Origin of the sequence: Sphingomonas sp. Sph1(2015) (assembly GCF_001970915.1) — a bacterium.
In the GTDB taxonomy this organism is placed as follows: Bacteria; Pseudomonadota; Alphaproteobacteria; order Sphingomonadales; family Sphingomonadaceae; genus Sphingomonas; species Sphingomonas parapaucimobilis.
Genome location: NZ_MQUI01000015.1, coordinates 16,292 through 37,927, shown reverse-complemented (window position 1 = coordinate 37,927; position 21,636 = coordinate 16,292). Strand labels below are relative to the sequence as shown.

Below are 21,636 nucleotides of genomic sequence, written 5' to 3'. Positions count from 1 at the left end.
CCTGCGGGGGCCGACGCCGCTCGTCCGGCGGGCCGTGCCTTCCGGGTGTTTCAATGAGGCACGTCAAGACATGTTCCGTTGGCGACGTGCCAGCCGCGACGGACGGAGTGATGCGAAAGGCCGAAAGCAGGCCAATTTTTTTGAGCCCGCCCGTCAAAGCGGTGTTGCGTCGCCCCGAATCACGGGTTAATGGCGTCGCTCCCGACCATGGTCGGGTTACGGGGCGGGGCTGTAGCTCAGATGGGAGAGCGCTGCAATCGCACTGCAGAGGTCAGGGGTTCGATTCCCCTCAGCTCCACCACCCCGCCTTCCCTTCCATCGCCGACACCCGCGAACGCCTTTGGTGCGTTGTCCATGCGATGATTCCCGATCCGATTCCCGCCGCCACGCTGATCCTGATGCGCGAAGGCACAGGCCCCGAAGCGTATCCCGAAATCCTGATGGTCGAGCGTGGTGCGACACTGGCCTTTCTGGGCGGTGCGATGGTGTTTCCGGGCGGGCGGGTCGATCCGGGCGATCATGCGCTGGTCCCCGCCGAGGCCCCCGACCGGGACGAAGCCGCCGCCCGCATCGCCGCGATCCGGGAGACGATCGAAGAGGTGGGCCTGGGCGTCGGCCTGTCGCCCTCCCCCAATGCGACGACCCTGCCCCGCCTGCGCGCGACCATGGCGGCGGGACGATCCTTTGCCGAGGCCCTTGCCGATCATGACCTGACGATCGACCCACAGGCGCTGACCCCCTTTGCCCGCTGGTGCCCCGAACATGTGCCGGTCCGCCGCTTCGATGCCCGTTTCTATCTGGCGGCGGTCGCGCGGGAGGCGTCCAACCCCGCGATCGACGGTTCGGAAACGGTCGGCGCGCTCTGGATGACCGCCCGCGACGCGCTGACCCAGGCGGACAGCGGTGCGATCCGCATCATTTTCCCCACGCGCCGGACGCTGGAACGATTGGCGCTCTACCGCGATTTCGCTTCGGCCACCGCCGACGCGCGGGCCTGGCCGATCCGACGGATCATTCCTTTTCAGGTGGAGCGTGACGGCGTGCCATTTCTGTGCATCCCCGACGATCTGGGTTATCCGATCACGGCGGAACCCGTCGCCAGCGCAAGACGCGGCTGATGCGGGCTGTCCGGCGATGGACGACCGTACTCATCGGGATCGTCGCCATGGCGATGCTCGCGCTGCTGCTATGGGGCTGGGCGCGGCGTCACCCTCAGGACGTGCCCTGGGTGCCGCTCGATCTGGGCCAGCCGGTAGGAATGTTCACTGGGCGCAAGCTGACCGCGCTGACCCAGGAGAGGACGCAATGCCTCGGGCTGCTCGACCGGGCGGGTATCCGCTACACCGCGCTGCCCACCCGGTCAGACGGCGCGCAATGCGGCTATGACGATGCGGTACGTTTCACGGCGGGCGGGGCCAGGATCATCGGCTATCGCCCCGCAACACTGGGCATGTCTTGCCCGGTCGCGGCCTCGCTGGCCTTATGGGAATGGGATGCGGTCCAGCCCGCCGCACGCGAACTGCTGGGCAGCGAGGTCGTCGCGATCGATCATCTGGGCAGCTATAATTGCCGCCGGATCAGCGGCCGCAGCACCAGCGACTGGAGCGAGCACGCCCGCGCCAATGCGGTTGATATCGCGGCCTTTCGCCTGAAGGACGGGCGGCGGATCAGCGTGCTGCGCGACTGGAAGGACCAGGGGGCGAAGGGGCAGTTCCTGCGCCGGGTCCGCGACCAGGCGTGCGACCTGTTCGCGACCACGTTATCGCCGGATTACAATGCCGCGCATGCCGACCATTTCCATCTCGATCAGGCCTATCGCGGGTCGATGGGCTGGCGTGCGTGTCGGTAAGGAACAAGCGGACGATGGCGGCGCCCCCCGGCCCCGCCATCGCACGGCATCAGTTGGCCAGCGACGTGCCGTTCGTGTCGACCTTCTCGACCCAGTGGGGGAAGAAGGCGGGCTGACGGCTCGACCAGCCCGCCGCGGTCGCCGCCGCTTCGCTGATCGACTGGAGCAGCTGCCGCCGCAATTCGGGATGCAGATGCGGCAGGGCCGCCGCCGCGCAGAAAATCGAAGGCAGCCATGGGCGCACCTCGGCCCCGACCAGCCGCTCATAGAGGAACCGGAAAGCCGAGAAGCTGGTCAGCCGCCCCTGCCCCAGGTCGAAAGCCGCGATCGTGACGAACGGGGCCATGAACGGCTCCAGCGACTCCAGGCCGCTATCGACCGGGATCAGGTGCCGGATTTCCGGCAGATTGCGGTACAGCCGGGCCTGGGCGCGGATGCTCGCCGCCTCGACCACGTCACGCGACCAGCGCGTCATCGCATCCTCACGGTCCAGCCCGATATCGAGCGACCGGCGGATATAACGCTGCGTCGCCGCCGCAAAGCCTGCAAATTCCTTCATTTCCGCCAAGGTCATCGCGCCTTCGGCCGGTCTGCTCCTCGATCCCATATCATCACCCCGCCCAATCGAAACTGACCCGATCATCATGCGCGCATTTGGTTAACGCAACGCTGAACGAGCCGGGCCAGACGAACATGAAAAGCACCGCGCCGCAACATAGATTGCGACGAACCGCCATAGGAGCAATCAATTTTCCGGGATACGCCGAACCCCGACATATTCGGCAAGTTTGTTGCGAGCGCGCAACGGCGGGTGATTTTCATAGGGAAGAAGCCGGGGAGAGGCCCATGTCTGGCCCTCGCCCCCGGTCATGCGGTGCGGGTCAGCGATCCTCTTCGGTATAACCCGACGACTCGGCCGGGCCATCGCGGCCGGGCTGGGTGATCGAGGGCGGATCACTGGCGTCCATCGATTCGTCCAGGCTCTCGTCGAGCTGGGCGTCGACATCCTGCGGGTTCTTCTGCAGGTCCTCGGTGATGGCGGGATCCTGCCCGGCATCCTGTTCGGGGGGACGCGGGCGGTTGCCCTGCTCGGCCTGCTCGCCGCCCGGCGCGACCGAGACGCTGTCCAGCGCGCGATCGTCGATGCTGTCGTTCATGTCACTTCCCCATCATAGTGGACCGGATCAACGAGCCAGATCGGACAAGCGTTCCTGCGCCGATCCGTCCAACCGCCGCACCTTCACCCGTTGATCGCAAAGCTGCGCCTCGCCGAACACGGTCATGAAGGCGATGTCGGTCGCATCGCGGCCGACGCACACCCGCGCGATCTCGTCGGCCTGCGCCATGCCGGTCGCGTCGACCAGATGCCAGCCGCCCTCCAGCCACAGTTCGGCCACCGCATGGAAGTCGGGCGGATCGACGCCGGGCGCATAGGCGGCGACGCAGCGTGCCGGAATTTCCGCCGCGCGGGCCAGCGCGACCAGCAAATGGGTATAGTCGCGACACACCCCGCTGCGCGATCCGAAGGTGTCGAGCGCGGTCGTGACGCCGCTCGACCCGCCCGACTGATAGGTCATGCGCGTCGCCACCCAATCGGCCAGAGCCGCCGCCATCGCTCCGCCTGACAGCCCCGCGAAACGCTGGCGGACGAAGCCCTCCAGCCGGTCGGACTCGCAGTAACGGCTGGGCAGCATATAGGGGATCAGCTCACCGGGCAGCCCGCGCGCCGGGGTCGCCGCCAGCCGCTCCAGCCGGACGACCGGCCGTTCGACCGCGACCACTGCTTCATAACGGGCGAGCAGGCCGTGATCGGCGCGCACCCAGCAACGTTGCCCGATTCCATCCTCGCCGCGCACCGCCGCGACCGGATGATCGGACCAGATGGTCAGCGACTGATGCTCCAGCCGCTGGTCGGGCGTCGCCGCCACCTCGATCTGGAGCAGGATATCGGCCGGTTGCTTCAGAACATAGTCGAGCGTCACGTCGATCGACAGGCGCATGGCCGCATCCCCTTCGCATGAAAAAAGGCCCGGCGGATATGCCGCCGGGCCTTCTGGATCTGTTCTGTCGACCCGATCAGTCGCGGCTGGAGCCGGTCAGACGCAGGATGAACATGAACATGTTGATGAAGTCGAGATACAGGCTCAGCGCCGACATGATGACCACCCGGTCCTGCATCGACGTGCCGCGCACCTCGTAATACATCGACTTGGTACGCTGCGTGTCATAGGCGGTCAGGCCGGCGAACAGCAGAACGCCGACGAAGCTGATGACCAGGCCCATCGTCCCCGACTGGAGGAAGATGTTGATGACGCTGGCGACGATCAGGCCGACCAGGCCGATGATCAGGAAGGTGCCGAACGCCGACAGGTCACGCTTGGTGGTGTAGCCATAGAGGCTCAGCGCCGCGAAGCCCGCCGCGGTGGCGAAGAAGGCACCCGCGATCGAACCGCCGCTATACACCAGGAAGATGGTCGACAGCGACAGCCCCATGACGACCGCAAACGCCCAGAAGAGCAGCTGCATCGTCGAGGTCTTCATGCGGTTCACGCCCATGCTTAGCGCGAACACGAAGCCCAGCGGCGCGAACATGATGACGTAGCGAAGCGCGCCGCCGTTCAGGAAGACCTGCGCGGCCATGCTGTCGCGACCACCCCATGCGAAGAGCAGCGCGACGATACCCGTCAGCAGCACGCCCGACGTCATGTAGTTATAGACGGACAGCATGTACGAACGCAGACCCGCATCATAGGCGGTCGAGCCCGTGGTGGCTGTGGTACCGAACGGCGCGGCGCTCGGCCGTGGATCAGACCAGTTTGCCATGGTGAACTATTGCTCCTTTGCCCGGCCATATGCCGGTTAGGCCAAATATCGCTCTGTTGGGGACGCTTTTCAAGCGGAGGAGGTTCCCGCGAACGCGACGGAATGCGATAGACATATTTTGTCATGGTTCGTCTGTTCGTCGCGCTCCGCCCACCGCCCGCCATTCGCGACCTGCTCGCCGATGCGATGGACGGCGTTCCCCAAGCCCGCTGGCAGGATGACGACCAGTTGCACCTGACCCTGCGCTTTATCGGCAAGGTGGACCGCCCGGTGGCGGAGGATATCGCCGCCGCGCTGGGCCAGGTTCGCGCCCCCGCCCCCATGGTGCGGATTTCCGGCGTCGGCACGTTCGATCGCAAGGGGCGGGTCGACACGCTCTGGGCGGGCGTCACGCCGCACGACGCGCTGGCCCATCTCCATCGCAAGGTCGACCAGGCCTGTGTCCGTGCGGGTCTGTCGCCCGAGGCGCGCGCCTATCTGCCGCATGTCACGCTGGCCCGCCTGCCCGGCTCGGCGGGACGCGCGCCCGAGATCGAAGGGTGGCGTGCGGTCCATGCGGGCCTGTCCAGCGAGCCTTTCACCATGGGCCATCTGGTCCTCTACCAAAGCCATCTGGGCCATGGCGGCGCATCCTATGAACCCGTGATGCGTTGGCCGCTTGAAACCGGCGGGTAACACGCCGCAACTATGCGTATCGAACAGGGAGCTTGCGTCATGAAATATCTCACGCTGTTGGCCATCGGCACCGCCGCGCTGGGCCTGGGGGCCTGCGACCAGACGAAGATGGAAACGGGCTCTCCCACCCCGAACGGCGCCAGCGCGACCGCGAGCCTGCGGACCGGCACCGGTGGGGATGCGGGCCGCGCCACCGCGACCGAAGTCGCCGGGGGACTGCGCATCACCCTCGACGCGATGAACGTGCCGGCGGGCATGCACGGCGTCCATGTCCACACCGTCGGCCGCTGCGACGCGCCGGACTTCACCACCGCGGGCGGCCACTGGAACCCGACGCAGCGCCAGCATGGCAGCATGAACCCGCAGGGGCCGCATGAGGGCGACATGCCCAACATGACCGTTGGCAATGACGGACGCGGGACGCTGGGTGTGGTGTTGCCGGGCGCGACCATGGCGGGGCTGCTGGATGCCGACGGCTCGGCGATCGTGATCCACGCCGCCGCCGACGATCTGAAGACCGACCCCAGCGGCAATAGCGGCGGCCGCATCGCCTGCGGCGTGTTCCAGGCCAACTGAACGGCATGTCCACACCCCTGCCGATACGCGCCTTTGGCGGCTTCCTGTTCGACATGGACGGGACGATCCTGAGTTCCATCGCGTCGGCCGAGCGTGCCTGGACCGTCTGGGCGAAGCGGCAGGGGCTGGACGTGGAAGCGTTCCTGCCGACCATCCACGGCGTCCAGTCGGTCGAGACGATCCGGCGGCTGAACCTGCCCGGTATCGATCCGGTGGCCGAGGCGCATGCGCTGACCGAGGCGGAGATGCTGGACGTCGACGATGTGGTGCCGATCGGTGGCGCGGCGGCATTCCTGGCCGCCCTGCCCCCCGATCGCTGGGCCATCGTGACCTCCGCACCGAGGCGGCTGGCGGAGGTGCGGCTGAAGGCGGCGGGGTTGCCTTTACCCGGCGTGTTCGTGACGGCGGAGGATGCGGAGCGGAGCAAGCCCGCGCCCGACGGCTTCCTGCTGGGCGCGAAACGGCTGGGCGTCGCGCCAGAGGAATGCCTGGCCTTCGAGGACGCCCCCGCTGGGATCGCTGCGGCCGAAGCGGCAGGGATGACGGTGGTGGTGATTACCGAGACGCATCGTGGGGTGATGGATACCGCCCATGCGACGGTCGGGGATTATCGCGACCTGGCGGTGGAGTGGGACGGCGCCAGCCTGAAGCTGGACCACCGGGTTTAGGCCACGGCTGTAACCCGGTGGAGGCCGGGATCGAGTTACGATGCGGTTTCGTCGGCAGGGACCTTTGCCTCCCACATGGCGGCGCCCCGCAATCTCAACCGGGAAGAAACTGGACCCCGGCCTTCGCCGGGGAACAGGTGTCAAAAGCCCTTACCCCCAACCTCCGTTCAGCCTGAGCGAAGTCGAAGGAATGGCCACCGCCCCCCCCGTTAAACCGTAAAGCTCTCTCCGCACCCGCACGCGCCCTTGGCGTTGGGGTTCTGGAACACGAACCCCGCGGTGAAGTCGTCCTCGACCCAATCCATGGTCGATCCGATCAGGTACAGGATCGATCCGCCATCGACGAACAAGGTGCCGCCCGGTGTGTCGATCTTCTCGTCGAACGCCTTGGCCTCGGTCACGTAATCGACCGAATAGGCCAGTCCCGAACACCCCCGGCGCGGCGTGGACAGCTTCACCCCGATCGCCCCCTCCGGCGCGCGCGCCATCAGTTCGGCGATCCGCGCCTCGGCGGAGGGGGTCAGGTTCAGCGCGGCGGGGCGCGGGCGCAGGGTGGTGGCCATGGTCAGAGCATCCCCAGTTCGAGCTTGGCGTCGTCCGACATCTTCTGCGGGTCCCAGGGCGGGTCCCAGACAAGGTTGACGTCCGCCGTCGCGATCCCCGGCACCGCCGAGACGCGCAGTTCGACCTCACCCGGCATCGACTCGGCGACCGGGCAGTGCGGGGTGGTCAGCGTCATGGTGACGACCGCATGGCCGCCCTCGGTCACCTCGACGCCATAGATCAGACCCAGGTCATAAATGTTGACCGGGATTTCGGGGTCGAAAATATCCTTCAGCGCGTCGATGATGCCATCATACAGCGCGCCGCCCGGCTGGGTCGGATCGTCGGCGGTCGGCTTTTGCGAGAGGAAGCCCGAGAGATAGTCGCGCTGGCGCTCCGCCCCAGCTTCCGTCGCCGGTGTCTCGACGACATCCTGCACACGCGCCTTGGGCGGCTGCGCCACGCTGTCGACCTCTTCGATTCTATAATCGCTCATCCGAAAATCCTCGTGACCCGCCGGACGCCATCCACCAGCGCCGCGACGTCATCGGGTCCGTTATACACGCCGAAGCTCGCCCGCGCGGTGGCGGGCAGGCCGAGCGCGTCCATCAGCGGCTGGGCGCAATGATGGCCTGCGCGGATTGCCACCCGGCTCTCGTCCAATATGGTGCCGATGTCGTGGGGATGAACCCCCTCGACCGCGAAACTGACGATTCCGGCCGAGTCCTCAGGCCCCAGCAGCCGCACCGAGTTGATCGCCGACAGCCCTTCCCGCGCCTGCGCGACCAGCGCCGCCTCATGCGCATGGATCGCGTCCAGCCCGATGGCCGACACATAGTCGATCGCGGCATGAAGCCCCAGCGCGCCGACGATATGCGGCGTCCCCGCCTCGAACCGGCCGGGTGGCGGGGCATAGGTCGTCTTCTCGAAGCTCACCCGGTCGATCATCGACCCGCCGCCCTGATAGGGCGGCATCGCCTCCAGCAATTCGGGGCGCGCCCACAGCACGCCGATGCCGGTCGGACCGTAAAGCTTGTGGCCCGAGAAGACGTAGAAGTCGCAATCCAGCGCCTTCACATCGACCGCGATACGCGGCACCGCCTGGCAGCCGTCGAGCAGGATCTTCGCGCCCACACCATGCGCCAGATCGGCCGCGCGATGCCCGTCGAGGACCGAGCCCAGCACGTTCGACACATGGCCCAGCGCCACCAGCTTGTGCGCTGGGCTGAGTATCCGCGCCATCGCGTCCAAGTCGATACGGTGATCGGCGGTCAGCGGCAGCACGTCGATCGCCACGCCCAACCGCTCGGCGACCATCTGCCACGGCACGATGTTGGAATGATGCTCCAGCATCGACAGCATGATGCGGTCGCCCGCCTTCAGGTTGGTCGCCGCCCAGCACTGCGCGACCAAGTTGATCCCCTCGGTCGCGCCGCGCGTGAAGACGATCTCGTTCGCCGACCCCGCGCCGATGAACCGTGCCGTCGCCTCGCGCGCCTTCTCATAGGCCACCGTCATATCGGCCGAACGCTGATAGACGCCGCGATGCACGGTGGCATAGCTCGTGTCATAGGCGCGGGTGATCGCGTCGATCACGGCTTGCGGCTTCTGCGCGGTCGCGGCGGTGTCGAGATAGGCCCAACCATCCGGGATCGCCGGAAAATCCGCCACCCGGTCGAGAGGCGCGGCGCTCGTCAAAGCGCCGCCTCCAGCCAGGCGTCGGCATCCCCCGCAAAGGCTTCGCGCACCACCTCGTTGCCGATCCGATCGATCGCATCCGCCACGAAGGCGCGGGTCAGCAGCGCCTGCGCACGCGGCTTCGGGATGCCACGGCTCTGCATATAGAACAGCGCTTTGGCATCCAGCTCGCCCACCGTCGCGCCATGCGCGCACTTCACGTCATCGGCGAAGATTTCCAGCTCGGGTTTCAGGTTCACCGTTGCCGTCCGCTGGAGCAGCAGGCCGCGCAAGCTCTGCTCGCCATCGGTCTTCTGCGCGTCGCGCGCCACTTCGACCCGCGCGGCGAGGCTTGCCTGGCTGCGATCGGCGGCAACCGCGCGCCACAGCTGATGGCTCTGGCCGTTGAGTGCGGCATGGCGGAGGGCCACCGCGCACTCCTGCTTCAACTCGCCCTTGGTCAGCAGCGCGCCGCCGAACTCGGCATAGGCGCCGTCGCCGGTCTGGGTGATGCCGCCGTCGATCCGCACGCCCATGGTTCCGGCAGCCAGGAATGTCGCGGTCAGGCTCGCGCCCTCGCCCAGCTCGGCTTCTTCGCGCAGCGACACGAAGCCGTCATCCTGCAACAAACGCACCGCCCGCATCAGCCGCGCCGATGCCGCCAGTTTCACCCGCGTCAGCCGGTTGGTCCAGCCGCGCCCGACATAGGTCTCATAGACCTGCGCCGCCGCATCCTCGGCCAGCACGATCTCGGCGGGCAGATGGTTGGCCGCGCCGCTGGCGACATGGACGATCTGCACCGGCTCTGCGACCGCATCGCGCTCAAGCCGCAGCGACCAGCCGCGCCCCAGCGCCTGCCGTCCCAGCGGATGATCGCTGGCGTCGATCTGGGTCAGCTGCACCGGGCCGAGGTTGCTGGCGCTTTCATCCAGCACCCCGTCCACGAACAGCAACCGCGCGCCGGGAAGGTCGAGGAAGCGATCCGCCCCCGCCACCGGCACCGCCCGCTCGCTTTCGGCCGCGCGGCGAAGCGCGTCGATATCCGCCCAGCGCCACGCCTCTTCGCGGGTCGAGGGGAGTTCCAGCGTGGTCGTCACGCCGCCGCTCCCTCGACGCCCACATAGCCTTCACGCTCCAGTTCGAGCGCGAGTTCGGGGCCGCCCGAACGCACGATGCGGCCATCGGCCAGCACATGCACCCGGTCGGGCTGCACATAGTCGAGCAGCCGCTGATAATGGGTGATGAGCAGCACCGCCTTGTCGGGCGCGCGCATGATCCGGTTGATGCCGTCGCCGACGATTCGCAATGCGTCGATGTCGAGGCCGGAGTCCGTTTCGTCCAGGATCGCGAACTTGGGGTTCAGGATGCCCATCTGGACCATTTCGTTGCGCTTCTTCTCGCCGCCCGAGAAGCCGACATTGACCGGACGCTTGAGCATGTCCTGATTCAGTCCCAACCCATCGGCCTGCGCGCGGGCGAGCTTCAGGAATTCGCCACCCGACAGCGGCTTTTCGCCGCGCTGGCCGCGCTGCGCATTCAGGCTTTCGCGCAGGAACTGGACGTTGGACACGCCGGGAATCTCGACCGGATACTGGAAGCCCAAGAACAGCCCGGCGGCGGCGCGCTCGTTCGGCTCCAGTTCGAGCAGGTCGACGCCGTTAAATGTCACCGAACCCTCGGTCACTTCATACCCCGGACGCCCACCCAGCACATAGCCCAGCGTCGACTTGCCCGCGCCGTTCGGCCCCATGATCGCATGGACTTCGCCCGCATTCACCTCGAGCGTCAGGCCCTTGAGGATCGGCTTGCCGTCGATTTCGGCGTGGAGGTTTTCAATTTTCAGCATTGTCATAGCCCTTCTAGCCCCTCCCCTTCAGGGAAGGGGTTGGGGTGGGGCGCCCGCCGCGCGGGCATCGCTTGCAGCGTGCCGAGCAGGTGCGCCAATACACCCTCGATATTGTGCATCACATCAGTATTGCCGATGTGAACGACCCTAAAACCCAATTCCGCAAGTGCCGCATCGCGCCGAACATCCCGCTGTGCATCGGCATGGGTTTCGCCATCGACCTCAACGATCAAGCCCGGTGCCGGGCAGAGAAAGTCGGCGATATAGCTGCCGATCACGGCCTGCCGACGGAATTTGAAACCGCCCAGTTGCGACCGCGAAAGACGCGCCCAGATTCGTTTTTCCGGCTCGGTCGGTTCACGACGCATCGTGCGAGCATAGCCCGACAAACGGTCGAGCGCCCCTGCGGACATGCCCCACCCCCGGCCCCTCCCCTGAAGGGGAGGGGTGTCGTGGCGTCGGGCGTCGTCGCGCGGCGTCAGTGTCACCCGACCGACCCCTCCAGCGAAATCCCCAGCAGCTTCTGCGCCTCGACCGCGAACTCCATCGGGAGTTGCTGCAAGACCTCGCGTGCAAAGCCGTTGACGATCAGCGCGACCGCCGCTTCCTGATCCAGACCACGGCTCATTGCATAGAACAGCTGGTCTTCGCTGATCTTGCTGGTCGTCGCCTCATGCTCGATCTGCGCGCTGGGGTTCTTCACCTCGATATAGGGCACGGTGTGTGCGCCGCACTGGTCGCCCAGCAGCAGGCTGTCGCACTGGGTGAAATTGCGGACATTCTCGGCGGTCGCGGCCACACGAACCAGCCCGCGATAGGTGTTGTCCGAACGCCCAGCCGAAATCCCCTTCGACACGATGGTGGACCGCGTGTTCTTGCCGAGATGGATCATCTTGGTGCCGGTATCGGCCTGCTGGCGGTTGTTCGTCACCGCGACCGAGTAGAACTCGCCCACCGAGCCGTCGCCCGCCAGCACGCAGGACGGGTATTTCCACGTCACCGCCGAGCCGGTTTCGACCTGCGTCCACGACACCTTGCTGTTCTTGCCCTGGCACAGCGCGCGCTTGGTGACGAAATTGTAGATGCCGCCGACGCCATTCTCGTCGCCCGGATACCAGTTCTGGACGGTCGAATATTTGATCTCGGCATCGTCCAGCGCGACCAGCTCGACCACTGCGGCGTGCAGCTGGTTCTCGTCGCGCATCGGCGCGGTGCAGCCTTCGAGATAGGAGACATAGGCCCCCTTGTCCGCCACGATCAGCGTGCGCTCGAACTGGCCGGTATTCTCGGCGTTAATGCGGAAATAGGTCGACAGCTCCATCGGGCAGCGAACACCCTCGGGAATGTAGACGAACGTCCCGTCCGAGAAGACCGCCGAGTTGAGCGTCGCGAAATAATTATCCCGCTGCGGCACAACCTTGCCCAGCCACTTGCGGACCAGATCGGGATATTCCTTGATCGCCTCGCTGATCGAACGGAAGATCACGCCCGCCGCTTCCAGTTCCTTGCGGAAGGTGGTCGCGACCGAGACGCTGTCGAACACCGCGTCGACCGCAACCTTGCGAGCACCCTCGACGCCCGCGAGCACTTCCTGCTCGGCGATCGGGATGCCCAGCTTCTCGTAGGTCCGGCGAATCTCGGGATCGAGCTCGTCCAGCGACGCGATCGTCTTCTTCTGCTTGGGCTCCGCGTAATAATACGCGTCCTGATAGTCGATCGGCGGGATGTTCAGCTTGGCCCAGTCCGGCGTCTCCAGCGACTGCCACAGGCGAAACGCCTTCAGCCGCCAGTCAAGCATCCATTCGGGCTCGCCCTTCTTGGCCGAGATATAGCGAACCGTATCCTCGCTCAGCCCCTTGGGCGCGAAGTCCTGCTCGATGTCGGTGGCGAAGCCCCACTCGTACTTCTTGTTGGCGGCGGCGAGCGCCTCTGCATTCTTCGTGGCCATCAGGCGAATACCCCCGGACGCGGGGACGCGTCCATCACTTGCGATTCAACAGGATCGGCGGCGAGCGTCGCGAGCGTCACCCCGGAAAAGGCGGCGCGTACCGCCTGATTGACGACATGCCAATGCGGCCGGACTCGGCACTGCATTTCCAGGCCACAGTCATGCGCGGCACCATCGACGCACGCGGTCAGCGCGATCGGGCCGTCCACCGCCTCGACGATATCGGCCAGGCTGATCGTGTCCGCATCGCGGGCGAGGCGGATACCGCCGCCGGTGCCGCGCGTACTCTCGATCAGGCCCGCGCCCGCCAGACGGCTGACCAGCTTCTGGGCGGTAGGCAAAGGCACCCCCGTCTGCCCCGCCAGCAAGGTCGCGTTGCTCCGCCCGCCTACGCCTTCGCGCGCGGCGGCGGTCATCATCACGACCGCATAATCGGCGAGGCTGGAAAGGCGCATGGACTCCCAATCGGATGGATTTGATCCGATTGGCAAATGGGCGCGAGGGGGCGGTTCGTCAACCGGGTTTCGGTGCGGGAATTTCGATGGGTGTGAGTGAGGGGGACTCACTCTCTTCTTAAGCACCTCCCGCAGGCGAGTTTCAGGTCGGTCATGCTCCCAGCATGACCTAAACGATGCGGGGCATCGTTTACCTGAAACTGGGTTTGGGGAGGGCACGAGGTCTCACAGAGCCCGTAGCTCGTGGCCTTGCCCTCCCCCATCCCGCTTGCGGGAGGGGCGTGAGTCTCAAGAGCGTGGGGTTTTACCGCCCGATCAGGCCTTGCGCGATTTCGTCCGCGACGTCCGAGGCCGGATGGCCGGTTTCGGCCGAGCGCTGCCACACCTGTTCCAGACGCTCGGGGATCTTGGCGATGCGCGCCATGACCTCGGCCTCGTCGCCCTGGCCCAGATATTCCAGGCCGACATTGATGATGCCGCCTGCATTGATGACGTAATCGGGCGCATAGAGGATGCCCGCCTCCGCCACGCGCGCGCCGTCCTCGCGGGTCGCCAGCTGGTTGTTCGCGCCACCCGCGACGACCTTGGCCTTCAGCCGCTGGATCGAATCGGCGGTCAAGACCGCGCCCAGCGCATTGGGGCTGACCAGATCGACATCGGCGAACAGGATCTCGTCGGCCGGGGCGACGCTAGCGCCCAGTTCGGCCGCCATCTGTTCGGCGCGCGCCCGGTTGACGTCGGCGATGGTCAGGACCGCACCGTCCTTGGCCAGCAGCTTGGCCAGGCCACCGCCGACCGAGCCGACGCCCTGGATCGCGACGCGCACGCCCTTCATGTCGGTCGCGCCCAGACCGCGCTTGGCGGCGGCCTTCACGCCCAGATAGACGCCGTGCGCGGTATAGGGACCGGGGTCGCCGCCCGCCGCACCGCTCGCCACCGGCAGGCCGGAGACATAACGGGTCTGGGTCGCAATGACCTTCATCCGCTCCTCGGACATACCGACGTCTTCGGCCGTCACGTAACGACCGCCGAGCGACTCGACCGCACGGCCGAACGCCTCGAGCTGCGCGGCGGTGATGACGTCGCCGGGCTTCGCCGCCAGGACCACGCCCTTGCCGCCGCCCAGCGCCAGACCCGCCATCGCGTTCTTGTAGCTCATGCCGCGCGACAGGCGCAGCGCATCGGTGATGGCGAGCGCAGGCGTGGCATAGTGCCAGAAGCGCGCGCCGCCCGCCGCCGGGCCGAGATGCGTCGAGTGCACGGCGATGACCGCCTGCAGACCCGAAGCGGGATCGGTGAACAGGTGCACGCCTTCATGCGCGTCGAAATCGGGAAAGCCCCAGTCCGTCATGCTCGTCCTTCGGTCCGACAAAAGCGGAACCGGACCGAGACTTTCGACCCGGCCACCCTATCGGTGAGGATTGAGGGGGGACACGGGCGCGAAAGGGGCCGGTGCCGTGGCCAGGATATGGCCGGAGAAGAATGGGGCGACCGACGGGACTTGAACCCGCAACTTCCGGCATCACAAGCCGGCGCTCTAACCAATTGAACTACGGTCGCCGCGAAGGCTTGCGCCCCTAAACGGGATCACCCGCTTTCGTCAAGCGGTCAAAATCGTCCTTCTGCCGAAAGTCGATATCCGCCCCCTGTCCCGGCCACGAAACCCAGCTGCTCCAACTTCGCTGCCGCCGCCGGATCGCCGGGCGTCAGGACCAGATCGGCGGTGTAGCGGCCATCGGGACGGATGCGCAGGTTGACGCCCTCCGCACCACCCTGCCCCGTCATCGGCAGGAGGAGCGCGCCCGCCTCGCACCGCGCGGTGCCCATCATCGTCGGCGGCAGCGGCAAGCCGCCCGCCTCGCCCGCCACGGTCGCACGGACGCGGCCCGCCGCTTCCTCGCACACGCCATCACGGAAGCGGACGGTCACATCCTCCAGCGCCAGCGTCGTCACCGGCAGCGGGGCAAAGAGCGTCGCGGCGGGCAAGGAGGCGGTGACGCCGTCGATGCCCATGGCGTGGCGGCTGACCGTCGCGGACCCGGCGATCGGACGGCCATCGGCGCCCGCTCCCTCGAACGCCAGCTTCGCCCGCCCGACCAGCAGGGCGAGCGGCGACAGCGACACGCGGAGATCACCCAGCGCCACCGCGCCGAACCGCGCCTCGATCATGCTGCCGCCCCAGATCGTGCCGCCGACCCGGCGCGCGCTCAACCCCTGATCGGCGAGACCCGTTGCGCCGAGCGCCAGCCGCATCGGCAGGAAGACGATCAGCGCCACGGTCAGCATGGCGGCGAACAACACCAAGGGCCGCGTGGTCATCCGCAACCGCATCACGACACCCGCGTCCGCAGGATAAGGGCGACACCGACCGTCCGGTCGCCATTGTCGGTCAATGTCGCCTGCTCGACCAGCACGCCGCCCCGCTCCAGCCGTGCCAGCCACGGCGTCAGCGCGGATGGCCGCGCCGAGGCGATCTGCGCGCGCACCCGGCCGGGGCCGTCCTCGGTCAGCGCCGAAAGGCCGAAGCCCACCTGCTCCGCCGACAGACGCACCGTGTCGGCCAGCGTGCCCGAAAGGGCCGGCGGACGGCGGCGACGCTGGTTCAGCTCGGCCGCGATGGCTTGCGCCTCGCCCAGCCGGATCACCGCATCGGCGTGGCGTTCCCGCGCACTCGACAGGCCGTCGTCCAGCGGGCGCAACAGGCCGCCCCATAGGAGCGTCACGACCAGTAGTGCCCCCATGACCAGCAGCAGCCGCTTCTCACGAAGGCTGCGCCCATCGAACCAGAGTTTCAGCGCCTTCATCGTGCGCGCACCGTGAATTCTCCCGTGATTCGGCCGTTCGCCGCGACGAAGGTGCTGGGCTGAACGGTAAAGCCCTCCGCCTCGATCGCGCGCTTCAGGTCGGTGGCCAGCGCCTCGCGATCGACCGCGACACCCAAACGGATGTCGCCGCTGGGCTGAAAGTCGAGGGCGGTCAGCTCGGTGCCGGGCACCGCGCGCACGGCCGCGAACACCGCCGCCGCCGTCCGGCTGAACCCCTGGCCCGGCCCGCGCAACCCCGACAGTCGCTCGGTCAGCTGGCGATCGGCATCGACCAACGTCTCGCCGCGCGGCAGGGCGGTGCGGGCGACCTGCTCGATCTTCGCCTCGGTCGCGTCGGCGGCGAAACTGTATTTGGTCCAGCGCACGAAATCGATCGCCAGCGTGGCGACGACGATGGCGACGCCCAGCCATGCCAGCCGCTTGACCAGCCGCCAGTCGATCGAAAAGCCCCGCCGCCGCGCAAAAATTCCCTGCCGCAGGTCGAGCGCGGGCACCGCCGCCACCGCGCCCAGCGCGGCCGCGACCGCCGCATCATCCAGATCGTCGAGCGGCGCGTCACCCGTGACGATCTCGGTCAAGCCCGGCTCGTCGGCAAAGCCCGACGCGCGCCCGCGGACCACGCCCTGCCCGGCCAAATGCCCACGCACATACCCCTCGTCAGGACGCGGCAGCAGCAGCGGTGCGGGCACGACGGCGACCGGATCGACCCCCGCCGCGCCCAGCCGCGCCAGCCAACCCGCCATCGCCCCGCGATTGACGATGCCGATCGGGCGGCTGCCTGCCTCGTCCTCACCCACCGCGACGTGCAGTTCGTCCATCGGCGCGGCGCTCACCTCGGCGGCGAGCAGGCGCGCCGCGGCGGCGGCCTGGGCGGTCGAGCGGGCAGGAATCTCGGCCCAGTGCAGCGACACCGCATCGGCGGGCGCGACCGCGATGATCTCGCCATCACCCTGCGGCAGGCCGTCTCCGGCGGCGGCGACGCGCTCGTCCTCGATCCGCATCCAGCGATAGTCGCCGCCCTCGCCCGGCGGCAGGAACAGGAGGTTGGTCGCACTCATCACTCTTCCCCCCAAATCCGTGCCACCAGGCGCGGCGGCTGTCGCGTGGCGTCGACCAGCGCCCGCTCCTGCACCGTCACGCTGCCCAGACCGACATCGATCCGCAAGTTGAACCAGCGCGTCGTCACCGCCACGCCGCCGCCCCCGCTCGCCCCCGGTATCTGCGCCCAGAAGGCACCGGCGTCGGCATAGCCTTGCGGCGGGCGGCGCAAAAGGGCCTGGGCGATGGCGGGGGGCGAAATCGTATCGACCTGCGCCATGGCGACCAGGGGCGCCTGTTCGGGGGCCAGCGTGTTGATGTTGACGCTCGTCGGCTTCGCCTCGGGCAAGGTGCAGAGCCAGGGGCGAAGCTGGGCATAAAGCTCGGGTGTGACGCCGCTGACCATGCGCAGCTCGCTGACATCCGCCATCATCGCGCCGCCGGTCCGATAGGACGGATCGCGCGCCAGATAGATGGGGTCCTCCGCGCCGCCCCCTTGCGGGTTCTGGTCGCTGTCGATCCAGTCGGACGCGGCGGTCGCGACCTGCTGCGCGACCTGGCCGGGCACGTTCAGCAGCCGCATCAGCTTGGCGAAATGCGCGACCTCGACCGCATTGCCGACCAGCATGCCGGGCTGGCCGGGCAGGTCCTGCACCAGGCCGTTGAGGTTGAAGCAATTGCCCCCGTCCGTCACCCGCGCGACCGCGCTGCCCCCGCCCGCGATATCGCCCAACGGCAATGCGAAGGGCCGGTCACTCCATCCGCCGAGCAGCGACACCTTGCCCTGGGCGCGTTCCAGCAGGTCGCCGATGCGGATGATCGCCAGCGCCTCGGCCGCATAGGCGAAACCGCGCGCCTGCTCGATCGCGACCGCATTGCCGCCCAGCCGGGTCGACAGGCGCAGCTTTTCCAGCGCGGTGGCGGCCAGCACCGCGATCACGGCAACCAGGATCAGGACGGTCAGCAGCGCGGCCCCGCGCTCGCCCGCTGGCGGCAGCGGTCTAGCCATTGGGTGTCGGCGTCGGGCTGGGAGACGGACCGGGCTGGGGCATCACGGCCGTACCGACATAGCCGGTGCCGACCAGGAACAGCTGGCGATAGATCATGCCGTCGTCGCGCACGATCGTGACCTCGGCCGCCTGCGGCAGGGCGACGCCCGGCTGCCCCTGCCACTGGTCGAGCCACGCGCCGTTGAAGCGGTAACGCAGATGCAACTCGCGGACATGGTCCATCAGCGCGGCGGGCTCCATCGGTGCGGCTCCGTCGAGCAGCGGCCAGGCGACCCGCTCCAGCACGTTGCCGTTCAGGCGATAGGCGACCTTCTGCACCGAAGGCCGCGCCGCATTGTCGAGGTTGCTCCAGCCGCCCCGCACCAGCCGCATCGCATCCGGCCCGGCGACCATGGCGGGGGTCAGGACGCCGCCCTCGTCGCGCGTCGGCCGGTCGACCGCCTGCGCCAGATCGGCCGACAGGATCGCGGTCGTGCGGCTGACCGCCGCCATCGCGTCGAGCTTCTGCCCCGTCACCCCCTGCACCCGGACGCTGAGCGACAGGATCGCCACGGCAGCGGCGGCCAGCATCGCGAAGATGAGCAGCGCCACCATGACCTCGACCAGGGTGAAGCCCTGTTCCCCCGTTCCCCCGCGCAGGCGGGGGTCCGGTGCTCGCTCCGTTGGCAATCTGTGGCTCGATTGGCCCGCCCGACCGACAGCGGAAGGAACCGGCCCCCCGCCTGCGCGGGGGAACAGATGGGTCGACACGCCCGTCACGACACCGACACCCCGACCGACGGCGCGGCCATGGGCGGGCGGACCATCGTCATCCGCCCGACGACGCGGCCCCCCGGATTCGTCACCGCCACGTCGATCCGCACGACCCGCACATCGCCCGTGCCGCTGACGATCCGCGTCCATTTCCAGCTGCGCCCGCCATTCACCTCCGCGCCCGTCGTCCGGCCCAGCGCGGGCGCCTGCGGGTCGGTGACGGCCGAAACGGCGATGTTGCGCGCGACCATCTGCGCCACGACGGTCTCGTCCAGGGTCGAGGCTCCCCGGATCGTCGCACTCTCCAGCCGCACCAGCGCCATCGCCGCCAGGCTGAACACCGCCAGCGCGACCATGATCTCGATCAGGGTGAAGCCATCCTCCCCGGCACGGGGAGGGGGACCATCCACAGGATGGTGGAGGGGGATCGCCGCAAGGGTCGACTCATGAGGAAGCCCCCCTCCGTCAGCGCTTTGCGCTGCCACCTCCCCGTGCCGGGGAGGATAAAAATGCTCCTTACCCATCGACACGCACCGTGCCGTCCGCGCCGATCCGCACGATGCTGCTCGCCCGCTCCCGCGTCAGGCGCAGTTCGACCGGGCGGTCCGCCAGCCCCGTCACGTCGAAGGTGATCCGCACCCGGCCGCTCGCATCGGGAATCACCGCCTGGGTGCCGTCTTCCCACTGGGCGACGCGCAGGGGCTTGGCGGTCATCGGGCTCCACGCGCCATTCGCCCGCCGGTCGAAACCATAACCGCCGCGCGTGACCCATATGCTCACCGGCGACGCCTCGACCACCGCCACGTCATGCGCGGCGCGGACGCGGGCGGCGAACTTCAACGCCTCGTCGGTGACGCGGCCCCGCCGGTCGGGCAGCGACAGCACCGCCACCGCCGAGGCCAGGCCGATCACGGTGATGACGATCATCAGTTCGACCAGGGTGAAGCCGTTGGCCCATGCACGTCGACTTCGCTCAGTGCGAACGGAGGTCGGGACCAGACCTCCCCCCCCGTTCAGCCTGAGCGAAGTCGAAGGCCACGTTCCGCGCCCTCCATGCAGGCCGCGCCCGCCACCGTCACCGGTATCCAGGCGGGCAGCCCGCGTCACTTATCCCAGTTGCCGATATCCGCATTGACCCCTTCGCCGCCTTCCTTGCCGTCGGCGCCATAGGTCCAGATATCCGCCTCGCCATGCTGGCCGGGCGAGGCATAGAGATAGGGGCGGCCCCAGGGATCGTCGGGCAGCTTCTTCAGATAGCCGCCCTTCTGATAGCGAGACGGATCGGCCAGCCCGGCGGGCATCGACACCAGCGCGGGCAGCCCCTGCGCCGTAGTCGGGAAGGTCAGGTTCTGGAGCTTGTACATCTCCAGCCCCGTCTCGATGTTCGAGATATCGGCCTTGGCCTTCTGGATCTTGGCGGTGTCGCCCGACGGCAGCACGTTCAGCGCCACGATCGTCGCCAGCAGGCCGATGATGACGATGACAACCATCAGCTCGACCAGGGTAAAGCCGTTCGCCGGACGCTTGCGGCGGATCCGCCGGGGATTGGGGGTACGCATGGACATGTCCTCTCGACTCATTGTCCCGCCAGCGTGTTGAGCTGGAGGATCGGCAGCAGGATGGATAGCACGATGGTGGCGACCACGCCGCCCATTACGACGATGATCGCCGGCTCCAGCAGCGACAAAGCGGTGGCGGTGAAGCGGTCGAATTCGCGCTCCAGATAATCGGCGGCGCGCTCCAGCATCTCGTCCAGCCGCCCCGCCGCCTCGCCGCTGGCGGCCAGATAGGTGAGCAAGGGCGGGAAGACCCCGGCGCGCCGCATCGCGGCGGACAGGCTGCCGCCGCCCCGGATCGCATCGACGATCGCGTCGGACGCCACGCGCAACCGGCGGTTATGGATGGTCCCGGCGGTCAACGTCAGCCCTTCGAGAAGCGGCAACCGGCTCGCCACCATCGTCCCCAGCGTGCGCGCCATCCGCGCCGCGTGCAGGTCGCGCAACAACCGGCCGAGCAGCGGCAGCTTCAGCAGCCAGCTGTCGAAGGACAGCCGGATCGACGGCACCTTCAGCGCGCGCCAGAACCCGACGCCGCCGAGCACGACGATCCCCGCCATCAGCCACCACCAGCCGACCAGCAGGTCCGATACGGTGATGACCATGCGCGTCAGGAAGGGCAGCTCCTGCCCGACCGTATCGAACTGTTCGACCACCTGCGGCACGACGAACATCATCAGCGCGGTGACGACGCCCATCGCCACGACCGCCAGGATCGTCGGATAGGCGAGCGCGGTGATCAGCTTGCCGCGAATCTCCGCCTGCCGTTCGAGCAACGCCGCCAGCCGTTCGAGGATGGTCGGCAGCGTGCCCGAACTCTCCCCCGCCGCGACCATCGCACGGTAGAGGGGCGGGAAGCTCTTGGGCTCGCGCGCCATCGCATCGGCCAGACGACGCCCTTCGGTGACGCCCTGATGCACGGTCGCGACGATAGCGCGCACCCGCTCCTGCTCGGTCTGGCGGGTAATCGTGCGAAGGCTTTCCTCCAGCGGCGAGACGCGGTTGAGCGTGGCGAGCTGGCGGGTGAAGAGCGTCAGCTGCTTGACCGACATGCGCGCGCGGCCGAGCTTCAGTCCGAAGAGCGGCCGCCGCTCGGCGGTGTCGCCGCTACCGGGCTTGACCGACACGACATAAAGCCGCTGCTTCTCCAGCGCGGCGCGGGCGGCGTCGGCGGTTTCGGCCGGGATAAAGCCCCGCTTCTCCGTGCCCCTGGTGTCGATGGCGACATAGTCGAACCCGGCCATGTCAGTGCCCTGCCATCTCAACGGCGACCACCCCGACGAAGGTCGGGGTCCAGTCGCGATACTGATTCAGAAGCGGGGTATCGGATGGAAATTTTTTCTCACGCGGAGACGCGGAGACGCGGAGAGATAATGAGTTCGCGCAGAGGCGCA

Annotated in this window: 27 protein-coding genes and 2 tRNA genes; 6 read left to right on the top strand and 23 right to left on the bottom strand. The window is 67.8% G+C overall.

Features of this window, described 5'->3' with window-relative positions:
* The first annotated feature begins 225 nt into the window (after nucleotides 1-225).
* From BSZ14_RS08330 to BSZ14_RS08320, 3 genes are all read left to right on the top strand, one after another.
* Nucleotides 226-301: transfer RNA gene (locus BSZ14_RS08330), tRNA-Ala, on the top strand.
* A 58-nt stretch (nucleotides 302-359) separates the two neighbouring features.
* On the top strand, nucleotides 360-1,118 hold the full coding sequence (locus tag BSZ14_RS08325) for an NUDIX hydrolase (protein ID WP_076710568.1): 759 nt from the start codon (nucleotides 360-362) through the stop codon (nucleotides 1,116-1,118).
* A complete protein-coding gene (locus tag BSZ14_RS08320) occupies nucleotides 1,118-1,849 on the top strand; it encodes an extensin-like domain-containing protein (RefSeq protein ID WP_076710567.1) in 732 nt (243 codons plus the stop codon). The genes BSZ14_RS08325 and BSZ14_RS08320 overlap by 1 nt, the downstream gene beginning before the upstream one ends.
* 49 nt (nucleotides 1,850-1,898) lie before the next feature.
* Here the strand turns inward: BSZ14_RS08320 and BSZ14_RS08315 are convergent, their stop codons facing one another.
* The 4 genes from BSZ14_RS08315 to BSZ14_RS08300 form a co-directional block, all read right to left on the bottom strand.
* Nucleotides 1,899-2,456 carry a hypothetical protein gene (locus BSZ14_RS08315; protein WP_042485929.1) on the bottom strand — a complete coding sequence of 186 codons (558 nt, stop codon included), beginning with the start codon at nucleotides 2,454-2,456 and terminating at the stop codon, nucleotides 1,899-1,901.
* Between the two features lie 274 nt (nucleotides 2,457-2,730).
* Nucleotides 2,731-3,006 (bottom strand): hypothetical protein, encoded by a 276-nt coding sequence (locus tag BSZ14_RS08310; RefSeq protein WP_076710566.1) that lies wholly within the window; start codon nucleotides 3,004-3,006, stop codon nucleotides 2,731-2,733.
* 27 nt (nucleotides 3,007-3,033) lie between these two features.
* Nucleotides 3,034-3,849 (bottom strand): transglutaminase-like domain-containing protein, encoded by an 816-nt coding sequence (locus BSZ14_RS08305; RefSeq protein ID WP_076710565.1) that lies wholly within the window; start codon nucleotides 3,847-3,849, stop codon nucleotides 3,034-3,036.
* A gap of 76 nt (nucleotides 3,850-3,925) precedes the next feature.
* Nucleotides 3,926-4,672, bottom strand: a complete 747-nt coding sequence (locus BSZ14_RS08300) for a Bax inhibitor-1/YccA family protein (RefSeq protein WP_042485939.1) — start codon at nucleotides 4,670-4,672, stop codon at nucleotides 3,926-3,928.
* A 123-nt stretch (nucleotides 4,673-4,795) separates the two neighbouring features.
* On the opposite strand from BSZ14_RS08300, the gene thpR reads away from it, so the two are divergent.
* The 3 genes from thpR to BSZ14_RS08285 are packed head-to-tail and all read left to right on the top strand — an operon-like array spanning nucleotide 4,796 to nucleotide 6,591.
* A complete protein-coding gene (gene thpR / locus BSZ14_RS08295) occupies nucleotides 4,796-5,347 on the top strand; it encodes an RNA 2',3'-cyclic phosphodiesterase (protein WP_076710564.1) in 552 nt (183 codons plus the stop codon).
* Nucleotides 5,348-5,386: 39 nt separating this feature from the next.
* On the top strand, nucleotides 5,387-5,923 hold the full coding sequence (locus BSZ14_RS08290; protein WP_076710563.1) for a superoxide dismutase family protein: 537 nt from the start codon (nucleotides 5,387-5,389) through the stop codon (nucleotides 5,921-5,923).
* A gap of 5 nt (nucleotides 5,924-5,928) precedes the next feature.
* Nucleotides 5,929-6,591, top strand: a complete 663-nt coding sequence (locus BSZ14_RS08285; protein WP_076710562.1) for an HAD-IA family hydrolase — start codon at nucleotides 5,929-5,931, stop codon at nucleotides 6,589-6,591.
* Nucleotides 6,592-6,800: 209 nt separating this feature from the next.
* On the opposite strand, the gene BSZ14_RS08280 is transcribed toward BSZ14_RS08285, so the two are convergent.
* The 19 genes from BSZ14_RS08280 to gspF all read right to left on the bottom strand — a co-directional run bounded on the left by BSZ14_RS08280 (nucleotide 6,801) and on the right by gspF (nucleotide 21,486).
* Entirely contained in the window at nucleotides 6,801-7,154 is a 354-nt protein-coding gene (locus tag BSZ14_RS08280) for a HesB/IscA family protein (RefSeq protein WP_042485949.1), read from the bottom strand.
* 2 nt (nucleotides 7,155-7,156) lie between these two features.
* Nucleotides 7,157-7,630, bottom strand: coding sequence for an SUF system Fe-S cluster assembly protein (locus BSZ14_RS08275; RefSeq protein ID WP_042485952.1), 474 nt, complete (start codon nucleotides 7,628-7,630; stop codon nucleotides 7,157-7,159).
* Nucleotides 7,627-8,832: an aminotransferase class V-fold PLP-dependent enzyme gene (locus BSZ14_RS08270; RefSeq protein WP_076710561.1), complete on the bottom strand. Its 1,206-nt coding sequence runs from the start codon at nucleotides 8,830-8,832 to the stop codon at nucleotides 7,627-7,629. Before BSZ14_RS08270 ends, BSZ14_RS08275 begins: the two co-directional genes overlap by 4 nt.
* Nucleotides 8,829-9,908 (bottom strand): SufB/SufD family protein, encoded by a 1,080-nt coding sequence (locus BSZ14_RS08265; protein WP_076710560.1) that lies wholly within the window; start codon nucleotides 9,906-9,908, stop codon nucleotides 8,829-8,831. The genes BSZ14_RS08270 and BSZ14_RS08265 overlap by 4 nt, the downstream gene beginning before the upstream one ends.
* Nucleotides 9,905-10,657: a Fe-S cluster assembly ATPase SufC gene (gene sufC, locus BSZ14_RS08260; protein WP_076710559.1), complete on the bottom strand. Its 753-nt coding sequence runs from the start codon at nucleotides 10,655-10,657 to the stop codon at nucleotides 9,905-9,907. The genes BSZ14_RS08265 and sufC overlap by 4 nt, the downstream gene beginning before the upstream one ends.
* Before the next feature lie 2 nt (nucleotides 10,658-10,659).
* Nucleotides 10,660-11,070, bottom strand: coding sequence for an endonuclease domain-containing protein (locus tag BSZ14_RS08255; protein ID WP_076710558.1), 411 nt, complete (start codon nucleotides 11,068-11,070; stop codon nucleotides 10,660-10,662).
* A 71-nt stretch (nucleotides 11,071-11,141) separates the two neighbouring features.
* Entirely contained in the window at nucleotides 11,142-12,605 is a 1,464-nt protein-coding gene (sufB, locus tag BSZ14_RS08250; protein WP_076710557.1) for a Fe-S cluster assembly protein SufB, read from the bottom strand.
* A complete protein-coding gene (locus BSZ14_RS08245) occupies nucleotides 12,605-13,060 on the bottom strand; it encodes an SUF system Fe-S cluster assembly regulator (RefSeq protein WP_076710556.1) in 456 nt (151 codons plus the stop codon). The genes sufB and BSZ14_RS08245 overlap by 1 nt, the downstream gene beginning before the upstream one ends.
* A gap of 304 nt (nucleotides 13,061-13,364) precedes the next feature.
* Nucleotides 13,365-14,411, bottom strand: coding sequence for a Glu/Leu/Phe/Val dehydrogenase family protein (locus tag BSZ14_RS08240; protein ID WP_076710555.1), 1,047 nt, complete (start codon nucleotides 14,409-14,411; stop codon nucleotides 13,365-13,367).
* A 132-nt stretch (nucleotides 14,412-14,543) separates the two neighbouring features.
* Nucleotides 14,544-14,620: transfer RNA gene (locus tag BSZ14_RS08235), tRNA-His, on the bottom strand.
* A 48-nt stretch (nucleotides 14,621-14,668) separates the two neighbouring features.
* Nucleotides 14,669-15,379 (bottom strand): type II secretion system protein N, encoded by a 711-nt coding sequence (locus tag BSZ14_RS08230; protein ID WP_241823696.1) that lies wholly within the window; start codon nucleotides 15,377-15,379, stop codon nucleotides 14,669-14,671.
* An 11-nt stretch (nucleotides 15,380-15,390) separates the two neighbouring features.
* Entirely contained in the window at nucleotides 15,391-15,864 is a 474-nt protein-coding gene (gene gspM / locus BSZ14_RS08225) for a type II secretion system protein GspM (RefSeq protein ID WP_042485977.1), read from the bottom strand.
* Nucleotides 15,861-16,943, bottom strand: coding sequence for a type II secretion system protein GspL (gene gspL / locus BSZ14_RS08220; protein WP_076710554.1), 1,083 nt, complete (start codon nucleotides 16,941-16,943; stop codon nucleotides 15,861-15,863). Before gspL ends, gspM begins: the two co-directional genes overlap by 4 nt.
* Nucleotides 16,943-17,932 (bottom strand): type II secretion system minor pseudopilin GspK, encoded by a 990-nt coding sequence (gene gspK, locus BSZ14_RS08215; RefSeq protein ID WP_241823695.1) that lies wholly within the window; start codon nucleotides 17,930-17,932, stop codon nucleotides 16,943-16,945. The genes gspL and gspK overlap by 1 nt, the downstream gene beginning before the upstream one ends.
* Nucleotides 17,925-18,602, bottom strand: a complete 678-nt coding sequence (gene gspJ, locus BSZ14_RS08210) for a type II secretion system minor pseudopilin GspJ (RefSeq protein WP_076710553.1) — start codon at nucleotides 18,600-18,602, stop codon at nucleotides 17,925-17,927. The genes gspK and gspJ overlap by 8 nt, the downstream gene beginning before the upstream one ends.
* 86 nt (nucleotides 18,603-18,688) lie before the next feature.
* Entirely contained in the window at nucleotides 18,689-19,096 is a 408-nt protein-coding gene (gene gspI / locus BSZ14_RS08205) for a type II secretion system minor pseudopilin GspI (protein WP_338012080.1), read from the bottom strand.
* A gap of 106 nt (nucleotides 19,097-19,202) precedes the next feature.
* Nucleotides 19,203-19,685: a GspH/FimT family pseudopilin gene (locus BSZ14_RS08200; RefSeq protein WP_076710594.1), complete on the bottom strand. Its 483-nt coding sequence runs from the start codon at nucleotides 19,683-19,685 to the stop codon at nucleotides 19,203-19,205.
* Nucleotides 19,686-19,789: 104 nt separating this feature from the next.
* Nucleotides 19,790-20,245 (bottom strand): type II secretion system major pseudopilin GspG, encoded by a 456-nt coding sequence (gene gspG / locus BSZ14_RS08195; RefSeq protein ID WP_076710552.1) that lies wholly within the window; start codon nucleotides 20,243-20,245, stop codon nucleotides 19,790-19,792.
* 17 nt (nucleotides 20,246-20,262) lie between these two features.
* Entirely contained in the window at nucleotides 20,263-21,486 is a 1,224-nt protein-coding gene (gspF, locus tag BSZ14_RS08190; protein WP_042485988.1) for a type II secretion system inner membrane protein GspF, read from the bottom strand.
* Nucleotides 21,487-21,636 lie beyond the last annotated feature (150 nt).